The organism is Klebsiella terrigena (assembly GCF_006539725.1).
GTDB lineage: Bacteria > Pseudomonadota > Gammaproteobacteria > Enterobacterales > Enterobacteriaceae > Klebsiella > Klebsiella terrigena.
In genome coordinates, this window is sequence record NZ_BJNO01000002.1 from 47,848 (window position 1) to 71,949 (window position 24,102).

A 24,102-nucleotide genomic window follows, 5' to 3' on the forward strand; every position below is an offset into this window, starting at 1 on the left:
TTTCCATCCGCGCCAGCGTTTCGCTAGCCTGAAAATGCTACCAATGTCGCATATAAGTAACAATAAGAAAGTGTGTGTAACAAAGTGTGAATTTTTGGGAACTTTGTGAACTCAATCAAAATTCCGTTCCACTTTGCGCATAAAATCACCATGTCTTATATATCTATATGAATTAATTATGATTAATTTAGATAAGTGGCGATTTGTGCATTTTGTGGCTGGATTTCGCTTTTTTTTCACTCAGCATTTGTCTTTGCATGTTGTGCGGCGGGTGGTTAAAAAATGAGCAAAATAATCAGTCATTTCACCGATGAATGAACATAAGGTGCGCTTTCTTGTTTCGGTGGGGGGCGAAATAGTGCGTAACATAAATGTGACGCGGAAGGGTTGATGTTTAAGTTTCTAGATATTCGTTAACAATAATTGACATAAAAAAGGGTCAGCTTACGCTGACCCTTTTTGCAAGGCGGGAATAAAAATCAGAATGTCGCGCTGCGCGGAGTACGCGGGAACGCAATCACGTCGCGAACGTTCTGAACGCCGGTAACGTAGGCAATCAGACGCTCAAAGCCCAGGCCGAAGCCAGAGTGCGGAACGGTGCCGTAGCGACGCAGGTCGCGATACCACCAGTAGTCTTCTTTATTAAGACCCATTTCCGCCATACGTGCGTCAAGCACGTCCAGGCGCTCTTCACGCTGCGAACCACCGATAATTTCACCGATGCCCGGTGCCAGAACGTCCATTGCGGCGACGGTTTTGCCGTCTTCGTTAAGGCGCATGTAGAACGCCTTAATGTCTTTCGGATAGTTTTTGACCACCACAGGCGCTTTGAAGTGCTCTTCTGCCAGGTAGCGCTCGTGCTCGGAAGAGAGGTCCACGCCCCAGTACACCGGGTTTTCGAACTGCTTGCCGCAGTTTTCGAGGATCGTGACCGCGTCGGTATAATCGACCTGGGCGAAATCGGCAGAGACGAAACGCTCGAGGCGGTCGACCGCATCTTTATCCACGCGCTCGGCGAAGAATTTCATGTCGTCCGCGCGCTCTTCCAGTACGGCCTTGAAGACGTACTTCAGCATCGCTTCCGCCAGACCTGCCACATCGTTCAGGCTGGCGAAGGCCACTTCCGGCTCCAGCATCCAGAACTCCGCCAGATGGCGGCTGGTGTTGGAGTTTTCCGCGCGGAAGGTCGGGCCGAAGGTGTAGATTTTCGACAGCGCGCAGGCGTAGGTTTCGCCGTTCAGCTGGCCGGAAACGGTAAGGAATGACTCTTTGCCGAAGAAATCCTTATCGAAATCCACTTTGCCCTGGTCGTTACGCGGCAGGTTTTCCAGATCCAGCGTCGAGACGCGGAACATTTCGCCTGCGCCTTCGGTATCAGAAGCGGTGATCAGCGGAGTAGAAACCCAGAAGAAGCCCTGCTCGTCAAAGAAACGATGCAGCGCCTGCGCCAGGGTATGACGCACGCGGGCAACCGCGCCAATCAGGTTGGTACGCGGACGCAGGTGGGCGACTTCGCGCAGATACTCGATGCTGTGGCGCTTGGCCGCCATCGGGTAGGTATCCGGATCTTCGACCCAGCCGGTCACTTCGACGCTGCTGGCCTGAATTTCGAAGCTCTGGCCCTGGCCCTGAGATGCCACGACTTTACCGGTGACGATGACCGAGCAGCCGGTAGTCAGACGCAGCACTTCCTGATTGTAATTGGGAAGAGAATTACTAATGACGGCCTGTACAGGATCAAAGCAGGAACCGTCATAGACGGCCAGGAAGGAAAAGCCAGCTTTTGAATCTCGGCGGGTACGTACCCATCCGCGGACGGTGACTTCGCTGTCAACCGCAACACGGCCCTGGAGTACGTCGGCTACAGGCACAACGCTCATAATAGTCTCTCTATTCGTAGTCCAATAAAAACATCTGTTTCCCCCTGCAATGGGGGGATATCTATGTTACCTGTCATCTTCCGTCAGACAAGCAGATTTCGCACCGCGAGAGGGAGTTTTCGGAAATAAATAAAGAACAAGGAGCCAGAACGGCTCCTTGTGGTGATTAACTGGCCTTTTTGATCGGCGGCAGGTCGAAGGCTTCGCGCAGGGCGCGCACGAATGCCTTATCGTGACAGATGGTCTTGCCAGGGCTGTCTGAAAGCTTGGCCACCGGCTTGCCGTTGCACTCCACCAGCTTTATCACGATATTGAGCGGCTTAACCTGTGGAATATCGCAGGTTAAGCGCGTTCCGATGCCAAAGCTGAGATTCACCCGCGATGAGAAGTGACGATAGAGATCGACGGCTTTCGTCAGATCGAGGTTATCGGAGAAGACCAGCACCTTACTCAGCGGGTCGATACCCAGCTTCTGGTAATGGGCAATGGCTTTCTCGCCCCATTCAACCGGGTCTCCGGAGTCGTGGCGCAGTCCCTGATAGCGTTCGGCGAATTCCGGGCCGAAATCACGCAGGAAGGCATCCATCGTAATACAGTCGGTCAGGGCAATACCCAGCTGGTCCGGATACTCTTCCAGCCAGGCGGCAAGGGCCGCGCGCTGGCTGCTGGCAAGGCTTGGGCTGATCTGCTGATGGGCCTGGAACCACTCATGAGCCTGGGTACCCATCGGCGTGAGATGCAGGCGACGCGCCAGGTCGTAGTTGCTGGTGCCGGTAAACCACGGCTCCTGCTGCAGGCGTTTGACGATAGCCTGCTGGACCTCGCGCGAGAAGCGACGACGGGTGCCGAAGTCCATCAAACGGAAGCGGCTCATATCGATATCGGCGGTGATTTCCCTGAAGTCGCTCAGCTTGCGCTCGAGGGTCTCCAGCGCCAGATCAACGCCGATTTCCGGCGAACGGTAGTGATGAACCAGCTCGCTGATCACCGCCAGCAGCGGGACTTCCCACATAATGACTTCGCGCCAGGGGCCGGATAGACGAATGTTCAGCTTGCCGTTGTCGTTGCTGACGGTGACCTGTCGCGGGTCGTAGCGGAAGTCGCGCAGCCAGTCGAGGTAATCCTCGGAAAAGAACGGCAGGGTCGACAGCCAGTGATACTCATCGTCCTGCAGCTTCAGGTCGCGCATAGCCTCAACCTGTTCGCGAATCGCATCGGCATAAATGCCGAGCAAATCATCCCCGCGGCAGCGGAACTCCGCCGCAACGTGTACCTCGTTATAGCGGTGGAACACGGCCTGCTGCATGTGCAGCTTATAGGCATCCGTATCAAGCAGCGAGTGCAGTACAGGAGCAGTGAATTGTGTCATGGTGCGCAGTAGCATCCTCTCACTGGAGCGTATCCATCAAAACCAGAGCAGAAAAAAGGAGGCGGAGTATAGCTTTATTCCCCGACTCTGTCCCGCAGTGAAGGCCGATGGCGACGCTGACGGTCATTTGCGAGGCCTAGTTTAATATATTGAACACGGATCACACCACAAGCTTTGCACCGGGTCGAGCGCATTTCGTGCCTCCTGTGTTATCAATATGTAGCGATTTTCGTGTTTGACGTTGAAAAGATGAAGATTCTGCATAGCGAGAACATCACAACAGGAATAGACTGGGTTTGACACTTTATGGAACATGCTAAAGGTTTTTTATGACACAACAGCCCCAAGCCAAATACCGCCACGACTATCGTGCGCCGGACTATCTGATTAGCGATATCGATTTGACCTTTGACCTGGATGCCGCGAAAACCGTTGTTACGGCCGAGAGTAAAGTCTCCCGTCACGCGGCTGCGTCTGATGTGCCATTGCGTCTGGATGGCGAAGACCTGACGTTGGTCTCTCTGCAGGTTAACGGTCAACCGTGGAGCGACTATAAAGAAGAAAATAACCAGCTGGTTATTGGCGGATTACCGGAACATTTCACCCTGACTATCGTCAATGAAATCAGCCCGGCGGCCAATACCGCGCTCGAAGGGCTGTATCAGTCTGGTGAAGCGCTGTGCACGCAGTGTGAAGCGGAAGGTTTCCGCCATATTACCTGGTATCTGGATCGCCCGGACGTTCTGGCGCGCTTCACCACCAAAATTATCGCCGATAAGGCGAAATACCCGTACCTGCTCTCTAACGGCAACCGCGTGGCGCAGGGCGAGCTGGAAAATGGCCGTCACTGGACTCAGTGGCAGGATCCGTTCCCAAAACCGTGCTACCTGTTCGCGCTGGTGGCCGGTGATTTCGACGTTCTACGCGATACCTTCACCACCCGTTCCGGACGCGAAGTGGCGCTGGAGCTGTTCGTCGATCGTGGCAACCTTGACCGCGCGCCGTGGGCGATGACGTCGCTCAAAAACTCGATGAAATGGGACGAAACCCGTTTCGGCCTCGAGTACGATCTCGACATCTACATGATTGTCGCCGTCGACTTCTTTAACATGGGCGCCATGGAGAACAAAGGGCTGAACGTCTTTAACTCCAAATACGTGCTGGCCCGCACCGATACCGCCACCGATAAAGACTACCTCGATATCGAGCGCGTGATTGGCCACGAATATTTCCACAACTGGACCGGCAACCGGGTGACCTGCCGCGACTGGTTCCAGCTGAGCCTCAAAGAGGGGCTGACCGTGTTCCGCGATCAGGAGTTCAGCTCCGATCTGGGCTCGCGCGCGGTGAACCGTATTAACAACGTCCGCACCATGCGCGGGCTGCAGTTTGCCGAAGACGCCAGCCCGATGGCCCATCCGATTCGTCCGGATAAGGTTATCGAGATGAATAACTTCTACACCCTGACGGTATATGAAAAGGGTGCGGAAGTGATCCGCATGCTGCATACCCTGCTGGGTGAGACCAACTTCCAGAAAGGCATGCAGCTGTACTTCGAGCGCCATGACGGCAGCGCCGCCACCTGCGACGATTTCGTTCAGGCGATGGAAGACGCGTCGAACGTTGACCTGTCGCACTTCCGCCGCTGGTACAGCCAGTCCGGTACGCCGGTGGTGAGCGTGCATGACGACTATAACCCGGAAACCGAGCAGTACCGGCTGACCATCAGCCAGCGTACGCCGCCGACCTCCGAGCAGGCGGAAAAGCAGCCGCTGCATATTCCGTTCGATATCGAGCTCTACGATAACGAAGGCAAGGTGATTCCGCTGCAGAAGGGCGGGCACCCGGTGCATCACGTGCTGAACGTCACCCAGGCCGAGCAGACGTTTGTCTTTGATAACGTCTACTTCCAGCCGGTTCCGGCGCTGCTGTGCGAGTTCTCCGCGCCGGTGAAGCTGGAATATAAGTGGAGCGATCAGCAGCTGACATTCCTGATGCGCCACGCGCGCAACGACTTCTCCCGCTGGGATGCCGCGCAGAGCCTGCTGGCGACTTACATCAAGCTTAACGTCAATCGCCATCAGCAGGGCCAGCCCCTGTCGCTGCCGGTTCACGTCGCCGATGCGTTCCGCGCGATCCTGCTGGATGAGAAGATCGATCCGGCGCTGGCGGCAGAAATCCTGACGCTGCCGTCCGCCAGTGAAATCGCCGAGCTGTTTGCGATTATCGATCCGCTGGCCATTGTGGCGGTGCGCGAAGCGCTCACCCGCACGCTGGCGAAAGAGCTGGCGGACGAGTTCCTCGCTATCTACAACGTCAATAAGCTCGACGGCTATCGCGTAGAGCATGCCGATATTGGCAAGCGTTCGCTGAGCAATACCTGCCTGCGCTACCTGGCATTTGGCGACGCAGAGCTGGCGGATAAGCTGGTCGTCGCCCAGTACCATCAGGCCGATAACATGACCGACGCGCTGGCGGCTCTGTCGGCAGCGGTGGCGGCGCAGCTGCCGTGCCGCGATGCGCTGATGCAGGAGTATGACGATAAATGGCATCAAGACGGCCTGGTGATGGACAAATGGCTGATCCTGCAGGCCACCAGCCCGGCGGATAACGCCGTGGAGACGGTGCGCGCGCTGCTGAACCACCGTTCGTTCAGCATGAACAACCCGAACCGCGTGCGCTCGCTGATTGGCGCCTTTGCCGGCAGCAACCCGGCGGCCTTCCACGCCGAAGATGGCAGCGGATATCAGTTCCTGGTGGAGATGCTGACCGAGCTCAACAGCCGCAACCCGCAGGTGGCGTCGCGCCTGATTGAGCCGTTGATTCGTCTGAAGCGTTATGATGCCAAACGCCAGGCGCTGATGCGCGCGGCGCTGGAGCAGCTGAAAGGTCTGGAGAATCTCTCCGGCGATCTGTTCGAGAAAATCAGTAAAGCGCTGGCGTAATAGCGTCCCGCTCCCGAAGTGCGGCGTTGGTGCCGCGCTTCGGGAGTCGTTTAGCCATGACTAAACAGGCGCGGGGAGGCTTCGTGCCTGCCGCGCTTCATTACCCGGTTGAGAACCTCAGCCTCCAGCTCCGCCAGCCGCGCCGAACCGGTATGCCGCGGGCGCGGAATATCCACCGTAACGTCCAGCCCAATCTTGCCCTCTTCAATCAACAGCACCCGATCGGCCATCGCCACCGCTTCGCTCACGTCGTGAGTCACCAGCAGGACGGTGAAGCCATGTTCCTGCCAGAGCGAGACGATTAAATCCTGCATCTCGAGGCGGGTGAGGGCGTCCAGGGCGCCGAGCGGCTCGTCGAGCAGCAGCAGGCCGGGGCGATGAATCAGCGCCCGGGCCAGCGCCACGCGCTGCTTTTGTCCGCCGGAAAGCGCCGCCGGCCACTCGTTGGCGCGGTTTTCGAGGCCGACGCTGGCCAACGCCTGCAGGGCCGCCTCACGCCACGAGCCTTTAAGCCCGAGGCCGACGTTATCGATCACCGTTTTCCACGGCAGCAGGCGTGAATCCTGAAACATCATGCGGGTATCGTCCTGGATTTGCGCCAGCGGCGTGGATCCCGCCAGCAGCTCGCCGGCGTTGGGTTTCTCCAGTCCGGCAAGCAGGCGCAGCAGGGTACTTTTACCGCCGCCGCTGCGCCCGACCACCGCGACGAACTGCCCGGTAGGAATATGTAAATCTAGCGCGTTAAGAATGGTGTTTTCGCCGTAGCGTTTGGTCACGCCGTTAAGCAACAGCGGGATCCCTGGGTTCAGACGGGCGGTAGTCATGCGTTAGCCTCCTGAAGATGATAGGCCGGATTCCAGCGCAGCCAGACGCGTTCCAGCAGCTGCGCGCTGAAGTCGGCCAGTTTGCCCAGAATGGCGTAGAGAATGATGGCCACGACCACCACGTCGGTTTGCAGAAACTCGCGCGCGTTCATCGCCAGGTAGCCGATGCCGGCGTTTGCCGAGATGGTCTCGGCGACAATCAGCGTTAGCCACATCAGGCCGAGCGCGAAGCGGATACCGACCATGATTGACGGCAGGGCTCCGGGAAGAATCACGTGACGAAATAGCGCAAAGCCGGATAAGCCGTAGCTGCGCGCCATCTCAACCAGCCCGCGGTCAATGTTGCGGATACCGTGCCAGGTGTTGATATAGATTGGGAACATGGTGCCCAGCGCGACGAGAAAAATCTTGGCGCTCTCGTCGATGCCGAACCATAAAATAACCAGCGGGATCAGAGCCAGGTGCGGCACGTTGCGCAGCATCTGAATCGAGGTGTCCAGCAGACGCTCTCCCCAGCGCGAGAGGCCGCTGATCATCCCCAACACCAGACCAATGGAGCCGCCGATAGCGAAGCCAAGCAGCGCGCGCCACGAGCTGATGGCCAGATGTTGCCAAAGCTCGCCGCTGGCGGAGAGCGTCCAGAAGGCTTTCAGCACCCCTTCCGGCGAAGGCAGGATCCGGGTGGAGAGCCAGCCCACCGAAGAGGCGAGCTGCCAGACGATAACGGTGCCGACCGGTAAAAACCAGGGGGCAAGGCGGATCAGCAGTTTTTGCCCAGCGATAGCCATATGTCGCTCCTCAGCTCTGCGCCGCTTTACGCGGGATAAATTCATTCGCTACCGCTTCACCCTGCGGACGCAGGTTCTGCGGCTGCGGGATTGACGGAATATTGACGTCCAGCAGCGGGAACAGCAGCTCGCCAACGCGCAGGGCTTCCTCAAGGTGTGGATAGCCGGAAAGCACGAAGCTATCGATACCGAGCTCGGCATATTCGTTGATGCGCTCGGCAACCGTGGCGGCGTCGCCGACCAGCGCGGTTCCGGCGCCGCCGCGCGCCAGCCCGACGCCGGCCCACAGGTTAGGGCTGATTTCGAGCCTGTCGCGCTGGCCGTTGTGCAGGGCGGCCATGCGGTGCTGGCCGACGGAATCGGTTTGTGCAAAGGCGGCCTGCGCCCGGGCGATGGTGTCATCATCCAGATGGGAAATTAAGCTCTCCGCCGCCTGCCAGGCCTCTTCGTTGGTTTCACGCACGATGACGTGCAGGCGGATGCCGAAACGAACCTTACGGCCGTGACGGGCAGCCTTTTCGCGCACCTGGGCGATTTTTTCCGCCACCTGCGCCGGCGGCTCTCCCCAGGTCAGATAGAGATCGACCTGCTCGGCGGCGAGATCCTGCGCCACTTCAGAGGATCCGCCGAAGTAGAGCGGGGGACGCGGCTGCTGCAGCGGCGGGAACATCAGTTTCGCACCGCGCACGCGCTGGTGCTTGCCGTTGAAGGTGACGGTTTCACCCTCCATCAGCCGGCGCCAGATATGGGTAAATTCCGCCGAGGCTTCATAGCGCTCGGTATGATCGAGGAATACGCCGTCTCCGGCGAGCTCCTGCGGATCGCTCCCGGTCACCAGGTTAAACAGCGCCCGGCCGTTGGAGAGCCGATCCAGCGTCGCTGCCTGGCGCGCGGCGACCGTTGGCGATACCACGCTCGGACGCAGGGCGACGAGAAACTTCAGGCGCTGAGTCACCGGGATCATCGAGGCGGCCACCAGCCAGGCGTCTTCACATGAGCGTCCGGTGGGGATCAGGACGCCGGTATATCCGAGGCGATCGGCGGTCTGCGCAATCTGCTGCAGATAGCCGTAATCAACCGGACGCGCGCCTTGCTCGGTACCAAGATAGCGGCCGTCACCGTGAGTAGGTAAAAACCAGAACATATTCAGACTCATGATTTCGCTCCCTGAAGGGTCGCGGGCTGCCAGATGCGCGCGCGGATATCGACTTTTTTCGGGACCAGCTTGTTCTCATAGAACAGGTCGGCGGTTTGCTGCTGGCGAGCGGCGGTTTCGGCGCTAACCGGCGTAATGGTGGTCGGCGGGCGATGGTCGAGATAGCTGGCTATCACCGCCTCAGGAAGACCCATGATTTTGGCTAACAGGGTGATGCTTTGCGCACGCTGGCTGAGCGTCAGCGCATCGGCCTGGCTAAAGGTCTGCAGCACGCCCTCAATAAAGGCGCCGTTTTTTTGCGCATAAGGGCGTGAAGCGAGATAGAAAGAGCCGGTTTGCTTCAGGTCGGTGCCATCTTTCAGAACCCGGGCGCCGCCCTGCTGGAGAGCCGCGGAGTAGTAAGGGTCCCAGATGGCCCACGCGTCGACGTTACCCTGCTGGAAAGCCGCACGCGCGTCGGCGGGAGCAAGATAAATTGGCTGGATATCGTTGAACGTCAGGCCCGCCTGCTGTAAGGCGCGCAGCAGCAGGTTGTGGGAGCTGGAGCCGCGTTGAAAGGCGACCTTACGGCCTTTTAGCTGCGCGACCTCTTTGATCGGGCTGTTTTCCGCCACCAGAATCACTTCGGCTTTGGGTTTCGGCGGTTCGGCGCCGACGTACACCAGATCGGCCCCGGCGGCCTGGGCAAAGATAGGCGGAATATCGCCGGTGCTGCCAATATCAATGCTGCCGACGTTTAACGCTTCGAGCATCTGCGGGCCGGCGGGAAACTCCACCCAGGAGATTTTGGTGCCCGGGTAGCGCTGTTCCAGCAGCTGGTGGCTTTTTGCCAGCACCATGCTGACGCTGCCTTTTTGATAGCCGATACGCAGAGCGTCCGGTGCGGACTGCGCCGCGTGACTCAGGGCGGAGAGCATCAGCAGCCCGCCGAGCGCCAGGGGAGCGAGGAGTTTACGCATGTTCGACCCCTCGGGTTGCTTTCAGGGCCGGCGCGCGGCTGGTTGGGCGATGAAGCGCCTGCCAGAAGGTCTCCAGCGCGTGGTCGAGGCGACCCTGCAGGTTTGGCGTAAACTGAGGCTTGTGCTGATAGTCAGTCACCTGGCTATCATCGGCAAACACGCCGTGGAGGATCTCCTGGGCCTTCAGGGCGTTAAGAACCGGCTTCAGGGCATAGTCAACCGCCAGCATATGGGCGATGGTGCCGCCGGTCGCCAGGGGCAGGACGATTTTGCCTTCCAGCGCGCGTTCCGGCAGCAGGTCGAGCAGCGTCTTCAGCGCGCCGGAAAAAGAGGCCTTGTAGACCGGGGTGGCGATAATCAGGCCATCCGCGCCGGCCAGCTGTTCATTAAGAGTCTGCAGCGCCGGATTATCGAAACGCGCATAAAGAAGATCTTCCGGATCAAAATTCTGCAGGTGCCAGTGGCAGACTTCAACATCAGCGGCGGAGAGCGTCTCTCTGGCATATTCCAGAAGGGCGCTGGAACGGGAAGGGTAGCGCGGGCTGCCCGCAAGTGTGATGACACGCATGTTCTCTCTCTCCTTATAACCAAATGTTCGCATTTATCTATTATTGATAACATTTACCGGCAGTGTGACAGAGGCGATTTATTTACCTAAATGATTTTTCCACCCTTGTTTTGTCAGAATTTGCATAAAGCAGGGCGGAAAAAGTAAACGTTTGCGTCGGATGGACGATTTTTTGTCGCAGGTCAATTCCCTTTCCGCTGAGGATCGAACATAATACGCCCCCGGTTTGCACACCGGGAATCCAGGAGAGTTCATGTACTACCCCTTCGTTCGTAAAGCTCTTTTTCAGCTCGATCCTGAGCGCGCTCATGAAGTAACCTTCCAACAATTACGCCGTGTATCGGGAACGCCGCTTGAAATGCTGATCCGCCAGAAGGTGCCGTCTAAACCGGTGACCTGCATGGGGCTCACGTTTAAGAATCCGCTGGGCCTTGCCGCCGGGCTGGATAAAAACGGCGAGTGTATCGATGCGCTCGGGGCAATGGGTTTTGGTTCAATCGAAATTGGTACCGTGACGCCGCGCGCGCAGCCGGGTAACGATAAGCCGAGGATCTTCCGCCTGGTGGCGGCAGAAGGTTTGATCAACCGTATGGGCTTTAATAATCTCGGTGTTGATAACCTCGTCGAGAACGTTAAAAAGGCGCATTTTGACGGTATTCTTGGGATTAATATCGGGAAAAATAAAGATACCCCGGTTGAGCAGGGCAAAGATGATTACCTGATTTGTATGGAAAAAGTCTATCCCTACGCCGGCTATATCGCCATTAATATCTCCTCACCGAATACCCCAGGGCTGCGTACTTTACAATATGGCGACGCGCTCGATGATTTACTTTCCGGTATTAAAAATAAGCAGCTTGAGCTGCAGCAAAAGCATCAAAAATATGTCCCGGTGGCCGTGAAGATCGCCCCGGATCTTTCCCTTGAGGAATTGATCCAGGTGGCCGATAGCCTGGTTCGCCATAATATTGACGGCGTGATTGCCACCAATACCACCCTCGATCGATCGCTGGTGCAGGGAATGCAATATTGCGATGAAACCGGTGGCCTCAGCGGTCGTCCTCTGCAATTAAAAAGCACTGAGATTATCCGCATGCTGGCGACAGAATTAAACGGCCGCTTGCCAATTATCGGAGTCGGCGGGATTGACTCTGCGATTGCGGCCCGGGAAAAAATCGCCGCCGGCGCGACGCTGGTTCAGATTTATTCTGGCTTTATTTTTAAAGGTCCGCCGCTGATTAAAGAAATTGTTACCAATATCTAATCTTTTCCCCCTCTGAAACACCCCCAGGGCTTTATTTCCGGCCCTGGTTGTTTTATATTCCCTCATTGTTGCTTATTTAGACATTTTAGTCTTTTCTTAATTTTGGAAATAATTCTGTTGCCGTATGCCGTGCATTACAGATAGAAGTGAAAGAGGACGGGGGAAAAATGCGGATTAAACCTGACGATAACTGGCGTTGGTATTACGATGAAGAGCACGATCGTATGATGCTCGATTTGGCCAATGGCATGTTGTTCCGCTCGCGCTTTGCGCGCCGGATGCTCACGCCCGATGCATTCGCGCCATCCGGATTTTGCGTTGACGACGCCGCTCTTTATTTTTCCTTCGAAGAAAAATGCCGGGATATAGAATTATCTAAAGAGCAGCGCGCTGAATTAGTCCTTAACGCGCTGGTCGCCATTCGTTTTCTTAAGCCTCAGATGCCGAAAAGCTGGCATTTCACCAGCCATGAAGAGAGCTGGCAGCCCAGCGGCGGCGATACCGCCAGCGCCTGGCTCAGCGATACCGGGCAGCAGGTGAATCTGCTGGTGGTGGAGCCCGGCGAAAACGCCGCCCTGTGCCTGCTGGCCCAGCCGGGGTTAACCCTGGCCGGACGAGTGATGCAGCTTGGCGACGTGATTAAAATTATGAACGACAGGCTGCAGCCCGCGCCGGGTCTCTCCAGCTACAGCCTCGGCGAGGCGGTTTAGGCCGGCGAGTCTCTTTGCCCGCCAGCCGCTACAGGCCTCAGGGCGCCAGGCGCAGGTCGGTCTTCGGTACGCAGCTGCAGCACAGAATAGTGCCATCCGCCGCCACGGCGTTTTTCTTCAGCGGGTTGACTTCCCCCTCTTCAAGCCGAATGCGGCAGCTGCCGCAGATGCCCGCCCGGCAGGAGTAGGGCACGCGGATCCCCTGTTGCTCGAGCTGTTCCAGCAGAACCTGCTGGTTATTCCCGGTAAAGCGCTGCCCCTGCCACTCAATATCAACCGTCGCTTCCTGCTGGGCTGCGGTGGGTTCACCGTCATCGCTTTCGCCCGCGCCGTAGGCCCTGGCAGGCCCACGCGTCAGCACCTCGACTTCGTCACCGACGCGAATAACGCCGCTGCTGCGGGCAATCAGGTTTTGACCGAAATCGACATCGCCATTATCCACCGCGGTGCGGAAGCGTTGCAGCGTGGCCAGCGGCTCGCCGGACGGGTGCTTCTGCCCGCGTTCCGGGCTGACGGTGGTAAAAATGCAGCGGCTGCAGGGCTTAGCGACATCAAAAATCACTTCGCCAATGCGGATCACCTTCCAGCTATCCTCCTCCCACGCCTCGGCGCCGGTGACCACCAGGTTAGGGCGAAACTGCTCCATACGGACGCTGGCCGGACAGCGCTGCTGCAGATCGCGCAGCGAGGCTTCGTTGGTGAGTAAATAGGGGTAACCGTCGGCAAAGCTGAGCGGGACGGCGTCATGGCGCTTCACGCGGCGGGTCAGCTGCGGACCCAGCCAGCGAAGCTGAACCTGGCGATTAAAGAAGCCGCTTAGCCATTGGTTAACCGTTGACGGCGCCACCAGGGCGGTGAAATGGTTTCCCCACACCTCGGTAGGCTCGCCCTGAGGCGCAAAATCAGCGAAGCGAACGATAGCGCTGCTGCCGTCAGGCGCGGTCAGGTGAACGCCATCCTGCAGCACAGAGGGGGTGAATTTCACCATTTGCGGAAACTGGCGGGCGGTAATGAAGGTGCCATCCGTTTCCGTCACCATAAACAGGCGATCGAAGGCGAGGCCGCTGATATCGGCAAACGCGTGCGTCAGGCCAATTCCACGCATGGATTTGACGGGATGTATAAAAAGTCGCGATAGCGTTTTCATGCGGAGTCTCTGGGCTTAAAAATAAGCCTTTAACTTTATGACATGAGGCGCATATTGGCTATAATGCGCACCAATTTTCTTTTAGTAAAAGTGACGATATGAATTCTCTGTTTGCCAGTACGGCTCGTGGGCTTGAAGAGCTGTTAAAAACTGAACTGGAATCACTTGGCGCAGCGGACTGCCAGGTAGTCCAGGGCGGGGTCCATTTTCAGGGAGATACGCGCCTGCTGTATCAAAGCCTGATGTGGAGCCGGCTGGCCTCACGTATCATGATGCCGTTAGGCCAGTGTAGCGTGTATAGCGATTTGGACCTTTACCTCGGCGTACAGGCCATTCCATGGACGGAGATTTTCACCCCTGACGCCACTTTTGCCGTGCACTTTAGCGGGCTGAACGAAGAGATTCGTAACAGCCAGTACGGTGCGCTGAAGGTAAAAGATGCGATCGTCGACAGCTTTACGCGCAAAAATCTGCCGCGGCCGAACGTCGATCGTGAAAATCCCGATCTGCGGATCAACGTCTGGCTGAACAAAGAGACGGCGCACATCTCGTTAGATCTAAGCGGCGAAGGCCTGCATCTGCGCGGCTACCGCGACGGTACCGGTATGGCGCCAATCAAAGAGACGCTCGCCTCGGCGATCGTCATGCGTTCCGGCTGGGTGCCGGGTACGCCGCTGCTCGATCCGCTGTGCGGTTCCGGTACCCTGCTGATTGAAGCCGCAATGCTGGCTACCGATCGCGCACCGGGCCTGCATCGCGGCCACTGGGGCTTCAACGGCTGGCTCCAGCACGATGATGCGGTATGGCAAGAAGTGAAAACCGAAGCCCAGACCCGCGCTCGCGCAGGCCTCGCGGCGTATGAGTCCCGCTTCTACGGTTCCGATGTCGACGCGCGGGTTATTGAACGCGCGCGCAGCAACGCCCGTCGCGCGGGCGTAGGCGAGCTGATTACGTTTGCCGCTAAAGACGTTGCTCAGCTGAGCAACCCGCTGCCGAAAGGCCCGTACGGAACGGTGATCGGTAACCCGCCGTACGGCGAGCGTCTTGAGAGCGAGCCGGCGCTGATTGCGCTACACAGCCTGCTTGGCCGGACGATGAAAAGCCAGTTTGGCGGCTGGAACCTGTCGCTGTTCAGCGCTTCTCCGGATCTGCTGAGCTGCCTGCAGCTGCGGGCCGACAAGCAGTTTAAGGCTAAAAACGGCCCGCTGGACTGCGTGCAGAAAAACTATCACATTGCCGAAAATGAAGGCGGTAAAGCGGTTTCGCTTGCCGAAGATTTCGCTAACCGTCTGCGTAAAAACCTGAAGAAATTTGAGAAATGGGCGCGCCAGGAAGGTATCGAATGCTACCGCCTGTACGATGCCGATCTCCCGGAATATAACGTCGCTATCGACCGCTACGGCGAGTGGGTCGTCGTGCAGGAGTACGCGCCGCCGAAAACGGTCGACGCGCATAAAGCCCGCCAGCGCCTGTTCGATATTATCGCCGCGACGATTTCGGTCTTAGGTATCGCGCCGAATAAGCTGGTGTTGAAAACCCGTGAACGGCAGAAAGGTAAAAACCAGTATCAGAAAATGGCCGAAAAAGGCGATTTTATCGAGGTGCAGGAGTATAACGCTCGTCTGTGGGTCAACCTGACCGATTACCTCGACACCGGTCTGTTCCTCGACCACCGCATCGCGCGGCGTATGCTTGGCGAGATGAGCAAAGGCAAAGATTTCCTCAACCTCTTTGCCTATACCGGCAGCGCCAGCGTTCATGCCGGTCTCGGCGGCGCGCGCTCAACGACCACCGTCGATATGTCACGCACCTACCTTGAGTGGGCCGAGCGAAATCTGCGCCTCAACGGTTTAACCGGCCGTTCGCACCGCCTGATGCAGGCCGACGTGCTGGGCTGGCTGCGTGAGAGCGATGAACAGTTTGACCTGATCTTTATCGATCCGCCGACGTTTTCTAACTCAAAGCGTATGGAAGAAACCTTCGACGTACAGAGCGATCACCTGCGCCTGCTGACCGATCTTAAACGTCTGCTGCGTAAAGGCGGCACGATTATGTTCTCGAACAATAAACGCGGTTTCCGTATGGATCATGACGGGCTGGCGCAGCTTGGCCTGAAAGCGCAGGAAATTACGCAAAAAACGCAATCTCAGGATTTTGCCCGTAACCGTCAGATTCACAACTGCTGGCTGATTACCGCAGCCTGAAAGGAATAAAGAATGTCATTGATTAGTATGCATGGTGCCTGGCTCTCCTTCAGCGACTCTCCGCTGCTGGATAACGCCGAGTTGCATATCGAAGATAACGAGCGCGTGTGCCTGGTTGGGCGTAACGGCGCGGGCAAATCCACCCTGATGAAGATCCTCAACCGCGAGCAGGGTCTGGATGACGGGCGCATTATTTATGAACAGGATCTGGTTGTTGCGCGTCTGCAGCAGGATCCGCCGCGCAATATTGCGGGCACCGTGTACGACTTCGTTGCCGAAGGCATCGAAGAGCAGGCGGCGTACCTTAAAGGCTATCACGACGTTTCGCGTCTGGTGATGACCGACCCGAGCAATAAAAACCTCAACGAGCTGGCGCGTCTGCAGGATCTGCTGGATAACCTCGGTCTGTGGCAGCTGGAGAGCCGCATTAACGAAGTGCTGGAGCAGCTGGGCCTCGATGCCAACGCCGAGCTGGCTTCGCTGTCCGGCGGTTGGCTGCGTAAAGCGGCCCTCGGCCGCGCGCTGGTTAGCGGCCCGCGCGTGCTGCTGCTGGATGAACCGACTAACCACCTCGATATCGAAACCATCGACTGGCTGGAAGGCTTCCTGAAGACCTTCAAAGGCACCATTATTTTCATTTCGCACGACCGTTCATTTATTCGCAATATGGCGACGCGGATCGTCGACCTCGATCGCGGCAAGCTGGTGACCTATCCGGGCAACTACGATCAGTATCTGCTGGAAAAAGAAGAAGCGCTGCGCGTTGAAGAGCTGCAGAACGCGGAGTTCGATCGCAAGCTGGCGCAGGAAGAGGTGTGGATCCGTCAGGGGATCAAAGCGCGTCGTACCCGTAACGAAGGCCGCGTGCGCGCCCTGAAGGCGATGCGTCGCGAGCGCGGCGAGCGCCGCGAAGTGATGGGCAGCGCGAAGATGCAGGTAGAAGAGGCGTCACGCTCGGGCAAAATTGTCTTCGAGATGGAGAACGTTGACTACCAGGTTGGCGGCAAGGTGCTGGTCAAAGACTTCTCGGCGCAGATCCAGCGCGGTGACAAAATAGCGCTGATTGGCCCTAACGGTTGCGGTAAAACGACCCTGCTGAAGCTGATGCTCGGTCAGCTGCAGGCGGACAGCGGACGGGTTCACGTCGGCACCAAGCTGGAAGTGGCCTACTTCGATCAGCACCGCGCCGAGCTGGATCCGGACCGCACGGTGATGGATAACCTCGCTGAAGGCAAGCAGGAAGTGCTGGTTAACGGTAAGCCGCGCCACGTGCTGGGCTATCTGCAGGACTTCCTGTTCCATCCGAAGCGGGCGATGACGCCGGTTCGTGCGCTCTCCGGCGGGGAGCGTAACCGTCTGCTGCTGGCGCGTCTGTTCCTGAAGCCTAGCAACCTGTTGATTCTCGATGAACCGACCAACGACCTGGATGTAGAAACTCTGGAGCTGCTGGAAGAGCTTATCGACGGCTATCAGGGCAGCGTGATGCTGGTCAGCCACGACCGTCAGTTTGTCGATAACACCGTGACCGAATGCTGGATCTTCGAAGGTGAAGGGCGCATCGGTCAGTACGTTGGCGGCTACCACGACGCGCGCGGACAGCAGTCTCAGTCTTTGGCGCAAAAACAGTCCGTGGCTAAAAAAAATGTTGAAGCAACGCCGGCGAAAACGGAAAGTGTCAAACGTGCAGCGAGCAAACTAAGCTATAACCTGCAGCGCGAGCTGGAGCAGCTGCCGCAGCGTCTGGAAGAGCTGGAGGCCGAGCTGCAAAGCTTGCAGGATCAGGTTGCCGACGCCTCCTTCTTTGGTCAGTCGCATGACCATACGCAGCAGGTGCTGGCGCAGCTGTCTGAAGCGGAACAGGCTCTGGAAAAGGCCTTTGAGCGCTGGGAATATCTCGAAGGATTAAAAAACGGCGCATAAGCTGAGGAGTTTTCATGTGCGATCATCATCATGCTGCGCGGCATATCCTGTGTCCACAATGTGATCTGCTGGTGGCTTTGCCCCAGCTGGAGCATCGCCAGAAAGCCGTATGTCCGCGCTGCGGAACAACGTTAACGACTTCATGGGACGCGCCTCGGCAGCGTCCCACAGCCTATGCGCTGGTCGCGTTGTTTATGCTGCTGCTGGCAAACCTGTTTCCCTTCGTCTACATGAAAGTGGGGGGCCTCAACAGTGAAATTGGGCTGCTGGAGATCCCCGACGTGCTGTTTAGCGAAGATTACGCCAGCCTCGGCACCTTCTTTCTCCTCTTTGTGCAGCTGGTGCCGGCCTTTTGCCTGATATCGATTTTGCTGTTGGTCAATCGCGTTCATATGCCCGCTGGGCTAAAGGCTTTCCTCGCGCGGATCCTGTTCCACCTCAAAACCTGGGGAATGGCGGAAATCTTTCTCGCCGGGGTGCTGGTGAGCTTCGTGAAGCTCATGGCCTACGGCGATATTGGCGTTGGCCTGAGCTTTTTCCCCTGGTGTATGTTCTGCCTGCTGCAGCTGCGCGCGCTGCAGTGCGTGGACCGACGCTGGCTGTGGGACGATATTGCGCCAATGCCTGCGGTTAAACAGCCGTTGAAGATTGGCGTCTCGGGCATTCGCCAGGGCCTGCGCTCCTGCTCCTGCTGTACGGCTATTTTACCCGCTGACGCCGCGGTATGCCCGCGCTGCCAGACGAAAGGGACGGCGCGGCGCAAGCATAGCCTGCAGTGGACGCTGGCGCTGCTGATAACCTCGTGCCTGCTCTATCTCCCCGCCAATATCATGCCCATCATGATAACCGACCTGCTGGGCGATAAAATGCCGTCGACGATCATGGCCGGGGTGATCCTGCTGTGGAGTGAAGGATCGTATCCGGTGGCGCTGGTGATATTTATCGCCAGTATTATGGTGCCGACCTTAAAAATGATCGCGATTGGTTGGCTGTGTTGGAACGCCAACGGCAATGGTTCGCGTGATTCAGAGCGCATGCATCTGATTTATGAAGTAGTGGAGTTTGTTGGCCGCTGGTCAATGATTGATGTCTTTGTCATCGCTGTACTCTCGGCGCTGGTGCGCATGGGAGGGTTGATGAATATCTATCCTGCGATAGGAGCGGTGATGTTTGCGCTGGTTGTTGTGATGACAATGTTTTCGGCGATGACGTTCGACCCTCGTTTGTTGTGGGACCGTGAACCAGATTCAAGCCATGAGGAAATACAGCAGCATGGAAAATAATAGCGGAGAAGCAAAAGTGCAAAAGGTGAAGAACTGGTCACCAGTATGGATCTTCCCCATCGTCACTGTGCTAATCGGCGCGTGGATTCTTTTTTATCACTATAGCCATCAGGGGCCGGAGGTGACGCTGATCACCACCAACGCCGAAGGCATTGAGGGTGGTAAAACCCGGATTAAAAGCCGCAGCGTTGACGTCGGCGTGGTAGAAACCGCCACCCTGACGGACGACCTGACGCACGTAGAGATTAAGGCTCGCCTGAACTCCGGTATGGAGAAACTGTTGCATCAGGATACGGTGTTTTGGGTGGTAAAACCGCAGGTCGGGCGTGAAGGGATCAGCGGGCTTGGCACGCTGCTATCCGGCGCCTTTATCGAGCTGCAGCCGGGAACGAAAGGCTCGGATGCTGCGCAGTACCCGCTGCTGGACTCGCCGCCGCTGGCCTCGCCGGATGCGAAGGGTATCCGTATCCTGCTGGAAAGCAACAAGGCCGGCCAGCTCTCTCCAGGCGATCCGGTGCTCTTTCGCGGCTATCGGGTCGGGTCGGTTGAAACCAGCACCTTCGATCCGCAAAAGCGCAATATTACCTATCAGCTGTTCATCAACGCGCCGAACGATCGGCTGGTTACCACCAACGTTCGCTTCTGGAAAGACAGCGGTATTGCCGTGGATCTGACCTCCGCCGGGATGCGGGTGGAAATGGGATCGCTGTCGACGCTGTTTGGCGGCGGGGTGAGCTTTGATATTCCGGAAGGGCTGGATCTTGGCGAGCCGGTGGCGAACAAAACCGGTTACCATCTTTTTGACGATCAGAAAAGCATTCAGGATTCGGTCTTTACTCAGCACATTGACTACGTGATGTTCTTTAAAGATTCGATTCGCGGCCTTCAGCCCGGCGCGCCGGTGGAGTTCCGCGGGATACGCCTGGGCACGGTCGGCAAGGTGCCGTTCTTTATTCCAGGACTGCATCAGCGGCTGAATGACGATTATCGCATTCCGGTAGAGGTGCGCATCGAGCCGGAACGGCTGATCAACCAGCTTGGCGGCGATCCGGATATCCGCACCCATATGGAGGATCTGATCAATCGCGGCCTGCGCGGTTCGCTGAAAACGGGCAATCTGATCACCGGGGCGCTGTTTATCGATCTCGACTTCTATCCGAAAGCGCCGCCGCGCGGCAAGATGCACGAGTTTGGCTCGTATCCGATCATTCCGACGGTCAGCGGCGGTCTTGCGCAAATTCAGCAGCGCCTGATGGATGCGCTGGATAAGATTAACAATCTGCCGATTAACCCGCTGCTTGAGCAGGCGACCAGTACGCTGGCGCAGAGCGAAAAAACAATGCAGCACGTTCAGACGACGCTGGATAGCCTGAATAAGATCACCTCAAGCCAGTCGATGCAGCAGCTGCCTGGCGATATGCAGAATACGCTGCGTGAACTGAACCGTAGTATGCAGGGCTTCCAGCCGGGGTCTGCGGCATACAATAAGATGGTTGCGGATATGCAGCGACTGGATCAGGTTCTTCGTGAACTGCAGCCGGTACTGAAAACGCTCAATGATAAGAGCAACGCGCTGGTATTTGAGGCCAAGGGTAAAAAAGATCCGCAGCCGAAGGGAGCGAAATAATGAAAAAGTGGTTAGTAGCGGCAGCGGTATGCGCGCTGGCGGCCTGCAGCAGCAGCGGGGAGGATAAAACCTACTATCAGCTGCCGGTCGCCCAAAGCGGTGCGCAAAGCGCCGCCCATCAGGGGAAGAACCTGCTGTGGGTTGAGCAGGTCACTATCCCTGACTATCTGGCGGGCAACGGGGTGGTCTATCAGACCACCGACGTGCAGTACGTGATCGCGAGTAATAATCTGTGGGCCAGCCCGCTCGATCAGCAGCTGCGCACCACCCTGGTCGCTAATCTGAGCAATCAGCTGCCCGGCTGGGTGGTGGCATCGCAGCCGCTGGGCAACGATCAGGATACGCTGAACGTCTCCGTTAACGGCTTCCATGGCCGTTATGACGGGCGAGTTATCGTCAGCGGAGAGTGGCTGCTGAAGCACCAGGGGCAGCTGATTAAGCGTCCGTTTAATATTGAGCTTAAGCAGCAGCAGGACGGCTATGATGCGATGGTGAAAACGATGGCCCAGGCCTGGACTCAGGAAGCGACCGCTATTGCCAACGAGCTGAATCGACTGCCATAAGTATAATTAATGAAGCTAAATAGCCGCCGTGGTCTGAAAAACCACGGCGGTTTTTTTATTTGTCTCGTCAGATTGTTACTTGTGCTGGTTCACAGTTTTTGTACAAATGAACTTTCATGTAGCTCACAAATATGACAATGGCGTGAATTTTGCGCATTGACGTTACCTCTGATTCGCGGTATTCGTTAACCGTGGTTGCATATTTAGTGACCACTGTTTTCTTTTCCACCAGATCAAAGAATGAGGGAAACGAGGCATGAAGAGACAAAAACGAGATCGCCTGGAACGGGCACATCAACGTGGATATCAGGCCGGGATAACCGGAAGATCGAAAGAAATGTGTCCTTACCAGACCCTGAATCAAAGGTCATACTGGCTAGGAGGCTGGCGAGAAGCCATGGAGGACAGGGTACAAACTGCCTGACTGTCTCTTTAAAAAAGAAGCCTCCGCAAGCGGGGGCTTCGCCTTTTTTAAGCGTTACTGCTTATCAGAAAGCAGAAGTGTCCTGGAACAGGCCCACTTTCAGATCGGCTGCGGTGTAGATCAGACGATCGTCAACCAGTACTTCACCATCCGCCAGGCCCATAATCAGACGACGGTTAACAACGCGTTTAAAGTGAATACGATAGGTCACTTTCTTCGCAGTCGGCAGTACCTGACCGGTGAATTTAACTTCACCTACGCCCAGCGCGCGGCCTTTGCCTTCGCCGCCGAGCCAGCCCAGATAGAAGCCGACGAGCTGCCACATTGCGTCCAGGCCCAGACAGCCTGGCATCACCGGATCGCCGATAAAGTGGCAACCGAAGAACCACAGGTCCGGGTTGATATCGAGTTCTGCTTCGACATAACCTTTATCGTAGTTGCCACCGGTTTCGCTCATTTTGATGACGCGGTCCATCATCAGCATACTTGGCGCGGGCAGCTGCGGGCCTTTTGCGCCAAACAGTTCACCACGGCCAGAGGCAAGAAGGTCTTCTTTCGTATAGGATTCGCGTTTATCTACCATGTTTTCAGTAAGCCTTATTTTGAGTTCGGGACGCAGGATAGCTAACACGTGTAAGCTGAACAAGTCCGATCAGTTAGAACCTGAACCACCTAACCAGCGTAGCGGCCACGGAAAACGATGACGACTCTCTTGCTGCGTCGCCTGCGCAATCCGCTCCTGAATGGTTTGCCGTAAAGTTTGCCCTTCACCATCCCACAACAGCTGGGTCAGCATAGGCAGCGCTTCCGTGACGTCTTCCACCGCCCAGATGAAAAACTTCTCTTCAGCGACAGCCTGCTGTAGTTCTGGCGCCAGGCTCAGATGGCGAACATTCGCCGCAGGAATGATGACTCCCTGTTTGCCGGTCAGCTCGCGCTGTTGGCAAATGGTGAAGAAGCCTTCAATTTTTTCGTTAAGCCCGCCTACCGGCTGTACGCGGCCGAACTGATCGACTGAGCCGGTGACGGCGATACTTTGGTTGATAGGCACGCCGGCGAGGGCGCTGATTAAAGCGCACAGTTCGGCCATGGAGGCGCTATCGCCATCCACTTCGCTGTAGGATTGCTCGAAGGTCAGCGATGCGGAGAAGGGGAGCTGCTGCTCGAGTTCCAGTTCGGACATCAGGAACGCCTGCATAATCATCATGCCTTTGGCATGAATGTTACCGCCCAGCTCTGCCTTGCGCTCAACGTCGATGAATTCACCGTCGCCGATATGGACGACGCAGCTGATGCGCGATGGCTCACCAAAGGCCCGCGGATGACCGGGGAATTCGATCACCGACAGCGCGTTGATTTGCCCGATGCATTCGCCATCGGTCTCAATCAAAATTTGCTCTTGCAGGATTTCGTCCTGGATCCGCTCGGCAAGGTAGCCTTCGCGCCATTCACGACGAGCCAGCATGGTCTGCATCTCTTCCGCAGAGATAAGCTCACCTTCGCTGAAAGCGGCGGCTTCGCGCAGCTGGCGGGCAATCCACAGCGGACACAGCGGCAGCGTTTCTTGATCGCCGGTATAGCGTGCGCCTTCCTGAATCAGCAGCGGCCAGGCATCGGCGGCCGGCCCGGGCAGCTCAAGCTGCTGCGCGTTTTGCCACACCCACTGACACCACTGTTTCAGGGTGTCGCCGTCGGCGATTTGCAGGTTGTCTTCATACTCGCTGTAAATCGCCTGGGCCGAGAGCTCAGGTTCCATATCCTGAAAATCAGCCAATGAATCGCGTTCACCGACCAGAATAATCTTCAGATTGAGCGGCATCGACGGGATGCTGACCGGCAGCGGGCGAGACTCATCGATGGAGAGCCAGTCAAAGCGTTGGCGAGTAACGATGTTCTTCAGGCGCATCCACAGCAGCGGTTGGGCTAATAGCGCGCGCAGGGCGATAATAAGCACGCCGCCGTTGCTGCGATGGACCAGACCCGGCTGCAGGGATATCTCGCCGTTAAACTGGCGCACGCAGCCAAAAAGCTGCTCTGCTTCAATCCAGTCGGCTGATTCAACCGGCGCGGTGCTGGCAAAATTATCATCGGCGCTTTTGGCTGGTGAAAGGGTGACGTTTCCACCGTTAACCTGGTAGCGCACGCCGTAAAGCGGCGCGGCCGGTTGGTATAGGCTGCGGGTCTCTGCAGCTAACCACTGCAGGTATTCCGGCTCTTCCGGGGCCTTAACCAGCATGAACGGTGAAATGGTCGGAGTCACCAGTAGCTGCTCCAACGCATAGAACAAACGGGGCTGCAGTTCGCCTGACAGGGAAGCCTCTGGCTGGGCTAAATCAGCTTGTGCAAACAGCGCCTGATAACTTTCCGTATCAGGAGCAAGGTCGTTTCGGGTAAGTTTCGTAATGGTCAAAGTCGCTGTTTTTTAGTGAGATGTAAAACGCGCGATTATACCTTATGCCGCGTCCGAGCAC

General features: G+C 57.1%; 19 protein-coding genes. 9 read left to right on the forward strand and 10 right to left on the reverse strand.

Translation table 11 applies throughout. The features are described from left to right. Nucleotides 1–479 precede the first annotated feature (479 nt). A complete protein-coding gene (gene asnS / locus RTE01_RS03010; protein WP_041144812.1) occupies nucleotides 480–1,880 on the reverse strand; it encodes an asparagine--tRNA ligase in 1,401 nt (466 codons plus the stop codon). Between the two features lie 166 nt (nucleotides 1,881–2,046). Further along, on the reverse strand, nucleotides 2,047–3,249 hold the full coding sequence (gene pncB / locus RTE01_RS03015) for a nicotinate phosphoribosyltransferase (RefSeq protein ID WP_134525485.1): 1,203 nt from the start codon (nucleotides 3,247–3,249) through the stop codon (nucleotides 2,047–2,049). Nucleotides 3,250–3,578: 329 nt separating this feature from the next. On the opposite strand from pncB, the gene pepN reads away from it, so the two are divergent. Continuing rightward, on the forward strand, nucleotides 3,579–6,194 hold the full coding sequence (gene pepN, locus RTE01_RS03020) for an aminopeptidase N (protein ID WP_134525486.1): 2,616 nt from the start codon (nucleotides 3,579–3,581) through the stop codon (nucleotides 6,192–6,194). 50 nt (nucleotides 6,195–6,244) lie between these two features. Here pepN and ssuB read toward each other — a convergent pair whose 3' ends face one another. Genes ssuB through ssuE form a run of 5 tightly spaced genes read right to left on the reverse strand, consistent with a single transcriptional unit; the run spans nucleotide 6,245 to nucleotide 10,489 of the window. Next, on the reverse strand, nucleotides 6,245–7,018 hold the full coding sequence (gene ssuB / locus RTE01_RS03025; protein ID WP_041144815.1) for an aliphatic sulfonates ABC transporter ATP-binding protein: 774 nt from the start codon (nucleotides 7,016–7,018) through the stop codon (nucleotides 6,245–6,247). Beyond that, nucleotides 7,015–7,806 (reverse strand): aliphatic sulfonate ABC transporter permease SsuC, encoded by a 792-nt coding sequence (gene ssuC, locus RTE01_RS03030; RefSeq protein ID WP_123551165.1) that lies wholly within the window; start codon nucleotides 7,804–7,806, stop codon nucleotides 7,015–7,017. The genes ssuB and ssuC overlap by 4 nt, the downstream gene beginning before the upstream one ends. A gap of 10 nt (nucleotides 7,807–7,816) precedes the next feature. Continuing rightward, the gene (gene ssuD / locus RTE01_RS03035; RefSeq protein WP_041144817.1) at nucleotides 7,817–8,962 is read right to left on the reverse strand and encodes an FMNH2-dependent alkanesulfonate monooxygenase; all 1,146 of its coding nucleotides are present in this window, start codon (nucleotides 8,960–8,962) and stop codon (nucleotides 7,817–7,819) included. Then, nucleotides 8,959–9,921 carry a sulfonate ABC transporter substrate-binding protein gene (locus tag RTE01_RS03040; protein WP_041144818.1) on the reverse strand — a complete coding sequence of 321 codons (963 nt, stop codon included), beginning with the start codon at nucleotides 9,919–9,921 and terminating at the stop codon, nucleotides 8,959–8,961. The genes ssuD and RTE01_RS03040 overlap by 4 nt, the downstream gene beginning before the upstream one ends. Then, entirely contained in the window at nucleotides 9,914–10,489 is a 576-nt protein-coding gene (ssuE, locus tag RTE01_RS03045) for an NADPH-dependent FMN reductase (protein WP_041144819.1), read from the reverse strand. The genes RTE01_RS03040 and ssuE overlap by 8 nt, the downstream gene beginning before the upstream one ends. Nucleotides 10,490–10,742: 253 nt before the next feature. Here ssuE and pyrD point away from each other — a divergent pair, with 253 nt between their 5' ends. Together pyrD and zapC are read left to right on the forward strand one after the other, a co-directional pair. After that, on the forward strand, nucleotides 10,743–11,753 hold the full coding sequence (pyrD, locus tag RTE01_RS03050; RefSeq protein WP_041144820.1) for a quinone-dependent dihydroorotate dehydrogenase: 1,011 nt from the start codon (nucleotides 10,743–10,745) through the stop codon (nucleotides 11,751–11,753). A gap of 167 nt (nucleotides 11,754–11,920) precedes the next feature. Beyond that, nucleotides 11,921–12,463 carry a cell division protein ZapC gene (gene zapC / locus RTE01_RS03055; protein WP_041144821.1) on the forward strand — a complete coding sequence of 181 codons (543 nt, stop codon included), beginning with the start codon at nucleotides 11,921–11,923 and terminating at the stop codon, nucleotides 12,461–12,463. 37 nt (nucleotides 12,464–12,500) lie between these two features. Here the strand turns inward: zapC and RTE01_RS03060 are convergent, their stop codons facing one another. Continuing rightward, nucleotides 12,501–13,610 carry a YcbX family protein gene (locus tag RTE01_RS03060; RefSeq protein ID WP_041144822.1) on the reverse strand — a complete coding sequence of 370 codons (1,110 nt, stop codon included), beginning with the start codon at nucleotides 13,608–13,610 and terminating at the stop codon, nucleotides 12,501–12,503. 98 nt (nucleotides 13,611–13,708) lie between these two features. Here RTE01_RS03060 and rlmKL point away from each other — a divergent pair, with 98 nt between their 5' ends. The 6 genes from rlmKL to rmf all read left to right on the forward strand — a co-directional run bounded on the left by rlmKL (nucleotide 13,709) and on the right by rmf (nucleotide 21,631). Next, nucleotides 13,709–15,814, forward strand: coding sequence for a bifunctional 23S rRNA (guanine(2069)-N(7))-methyltransferase RlmK/23S rRNA (guanine(2445)-N(2))-methyltransferase RlmL (gene rlmKL, locus RTE01_RS03065; protein ID WP_076945079.1), 2,106 nt, complete (start codon nucleotides 13,709–13,711; stop codon nucleotides 15,812–15,814). 12 nt (nucleotides 15,815–15,826) lie between these two features. After that, nucleotides 15,827–17,734, forward strand: coding sequence for an ABC transporter ATP-binding protein (locus tag RTE01_RS03070; RefSeq protein WP_041144824.1), 1,908 nt, complete (start codon nucleotides 15,827–15,829; stop codon nucleotides 17,732–17,734). A gap of 14 nt (nucleotides 17,735–17,748) precedes the next feature. Further along, entirely contained in the window at nucleotides 17,749–19,017 is a 1,269-nt protein-coding gene (pqiA, locus tag RTE01_RS03075) for a membrane integrity-associated transporter subunit PqiA (protein ID WP_115193224.1), read from the forward strand. After that, nucleotides 19,007–20,644 carry an intermembrane transport protein PqiB gene (pqiB, locus tag RTE01_RS03080; RefSeq protein ID WP_123551167.1) on the forward strand — a complete coding sequence of 546 codons (1,638 nt, stop codon included), beginning with the start codon at nucleotides 19,007–19,009 and terminating at the stop codon, nucleotides 20,642–20,644. Before pqiA ends, pqiB begins: the two co-directional genes overlap by 11 nt. Continuing rightward, nucleotides 20,644–21,207, forward strand: a complete 564-nt coding sequence (pqiC, locus tag RTE01_RS03085; protein WP_041144827.1) for a membrane integrity-associated transporter subunit PqiC — start codon at nucleotides 20,644–20,646, stop codon at nucleotides 21,205–21,207. The genes pqiB and pqiC overlap by 1 nt, the downstream gene beginning before the upstream one ends. Before the next feature lie 256 nt (nucleotides 21,208–21,463). Continuing rightward, the gene (rmf, locus tag RTE01_RS03090; RefSeq protein WP_004871568.1) at nucleotides 21,464–21,631 is read left to right on the forward strand and encodes a ribosome modulation factor; all 168 of its coding nucleotides are present in this window, start codon (nucleotides 21,464–21,466) and stop codon (nucleotides 21,629–21,631) included. Between the two features lie 64 nt (nucleotides 21,632–21,695). Here the strand turns inward: rmf and fabA are convergent, their stop codons facing one another. Beyond that, nucleotides 21,696–22,214 (reverse strand): bifunctional 3-hydroxydecanoyl-ACP dehydratase/trans-2-decenoyl-ACP isomerase, encoded by a 519-nt coding sequence (gene fabA, locus RTE01_RS03095; protein WP_041144828.1) that lies wholly within the window; start codon nucleotides 22,212–22,214, stop codon nucleotides 21,696–21,698. 69 nt (nucleotides 22,215–22,283) lie between these two features. Continuing rightward, nucleotides 22,284–24,041: an AAA family ATPase gene (locus RTE01_RS03100; protein ID WP_041144829.1), complete on the reverse strand. Its 1,758-nt coding sequence runs from the start codon at nucleotides 24,039–24,041 to the stop codon at nucleotides 22,284–22,286. Nucleotides 24,042–24,102 lie beyond the last annotated feature (61 nt).

Bases quoted from the DNA above. Each gene is read 5' to 3' on its own strand.
- RTE01_RS03070 (WP_041144824.1), top strand. From the start codon at position 15,827: ATGTCATTGATTAGTATGCATGGTGCCTGGCTCTCCTTCAGCGACTCT.
- fabA (WP_041144828.1), bottom strand. From the start codon at position 22,214: ATGGTAGATAAACGCGAATCCTATACGAAAGAAGACCTTCTTGCCTCT.
- ssuD (WP_041144817.1), bottom strand. From the start codon at position 8,962: ATGAGTCTGAATATGTTCTGGTTTTTACCTACTCACGGTGACGGCCGC.
- pqiC (WP_041144827.1), top strand. From the start codon at position 20,644: ATGAAAAAGTGGTTAGTAGCGGCAGCGGTATGCGCGCTGGCGGCCTGC.
- pepN (WP_134525486.1), top strand. From the start codon at position 3,579: ATGACACAACAGCCCCAAGCCAAATACCGCCACGACTATCGTGCGCCG.
- rmf (WP_004871568.1), top strand. From the start codon at position 21,464: ATGAAGAGACAAAAACGAGATCGCCTGGAACGGGCACATCAACGTGGA.
- pqiB (WP_123551167.1), top strand. From the start codon at position 19,007: ATGGAAAATAATAGCGGAGAAGCAAAAGTGCAAAAGGTGAAGAACTGG.
- ssuC (WP_123551165.1), bottom strand. From the start codon at position 7,806: ATGGCTATCGCTGGGCAAAAACTGCTGATCCGCCTTGCCCCCTGGTTT.
- pqiA (WP_115193224.1), top strand. From the start codon at position 17,749: ATGTGCGATCATCATCATGCTGCGCGGCATATCCTGTGTCCACAATGT.
- ssuB (WP_041144815.1), bottom strand. From the start codon at position 7,018: ATGACTACCGCCCGTCTGAACCCAGGGATCCCGCTGTTGCTTAACGGC.
- RTE01_RS03060 (WP_041144822.1), bottom strand. From the start codon at position 13,610: ATGAAAACGCTATCGCGACTTTTTATACATCCCGTCAAATCCATGCGT.
- RTE01_RS03040 (WP_041144818.1), bottom strand. From the start codon at position 9,921: ATGCGTAAACTCCTCGCTCCCCTGGCGCTCGGCGGGCTGCTGATGCTC.
- ssuE (WP_041144819.1), bottom strand. From the start codon at position 10,489: ATGCGTGTCATCACACTTGCGGGCAGCCCGCGCTACCCTTCCCGTTCC.
- zapC (WP_041144821.1), top strand. From the start codon at position 11,921: ATGCGGATTAAACCTGACGATAACTGGCGTTGGTATTACGATGAAGAG.
- pyrD (WP_041144820.1), top strand. From the start codon at position 10,743: ATGTACTACCCCTTCGTTCGTAAAGCTCTTTTTCAGCTCGATCCTGAG.
- asnS (WP_041144812.1), bottom strand. From the start codon at position 1,880: ATGAGCGTTGTGCCTGTAGCCGACGTACTCCAGGGCCGTGTTGCGGTT.
- rlmKL (WP_076945079.1), top strand. From the start codon at position 13,709: ATGAATTCTCTGTTTGCCAGTACGGCTCGTGGGCTTGAAGAGCTGTTA.
- pncB (WP_134525485.1), bottom strand. From the start codon at position 3,249: ATGACACAATTCACTGCTCCTGTACTGCACTCGCTGCTTGATACGGAT.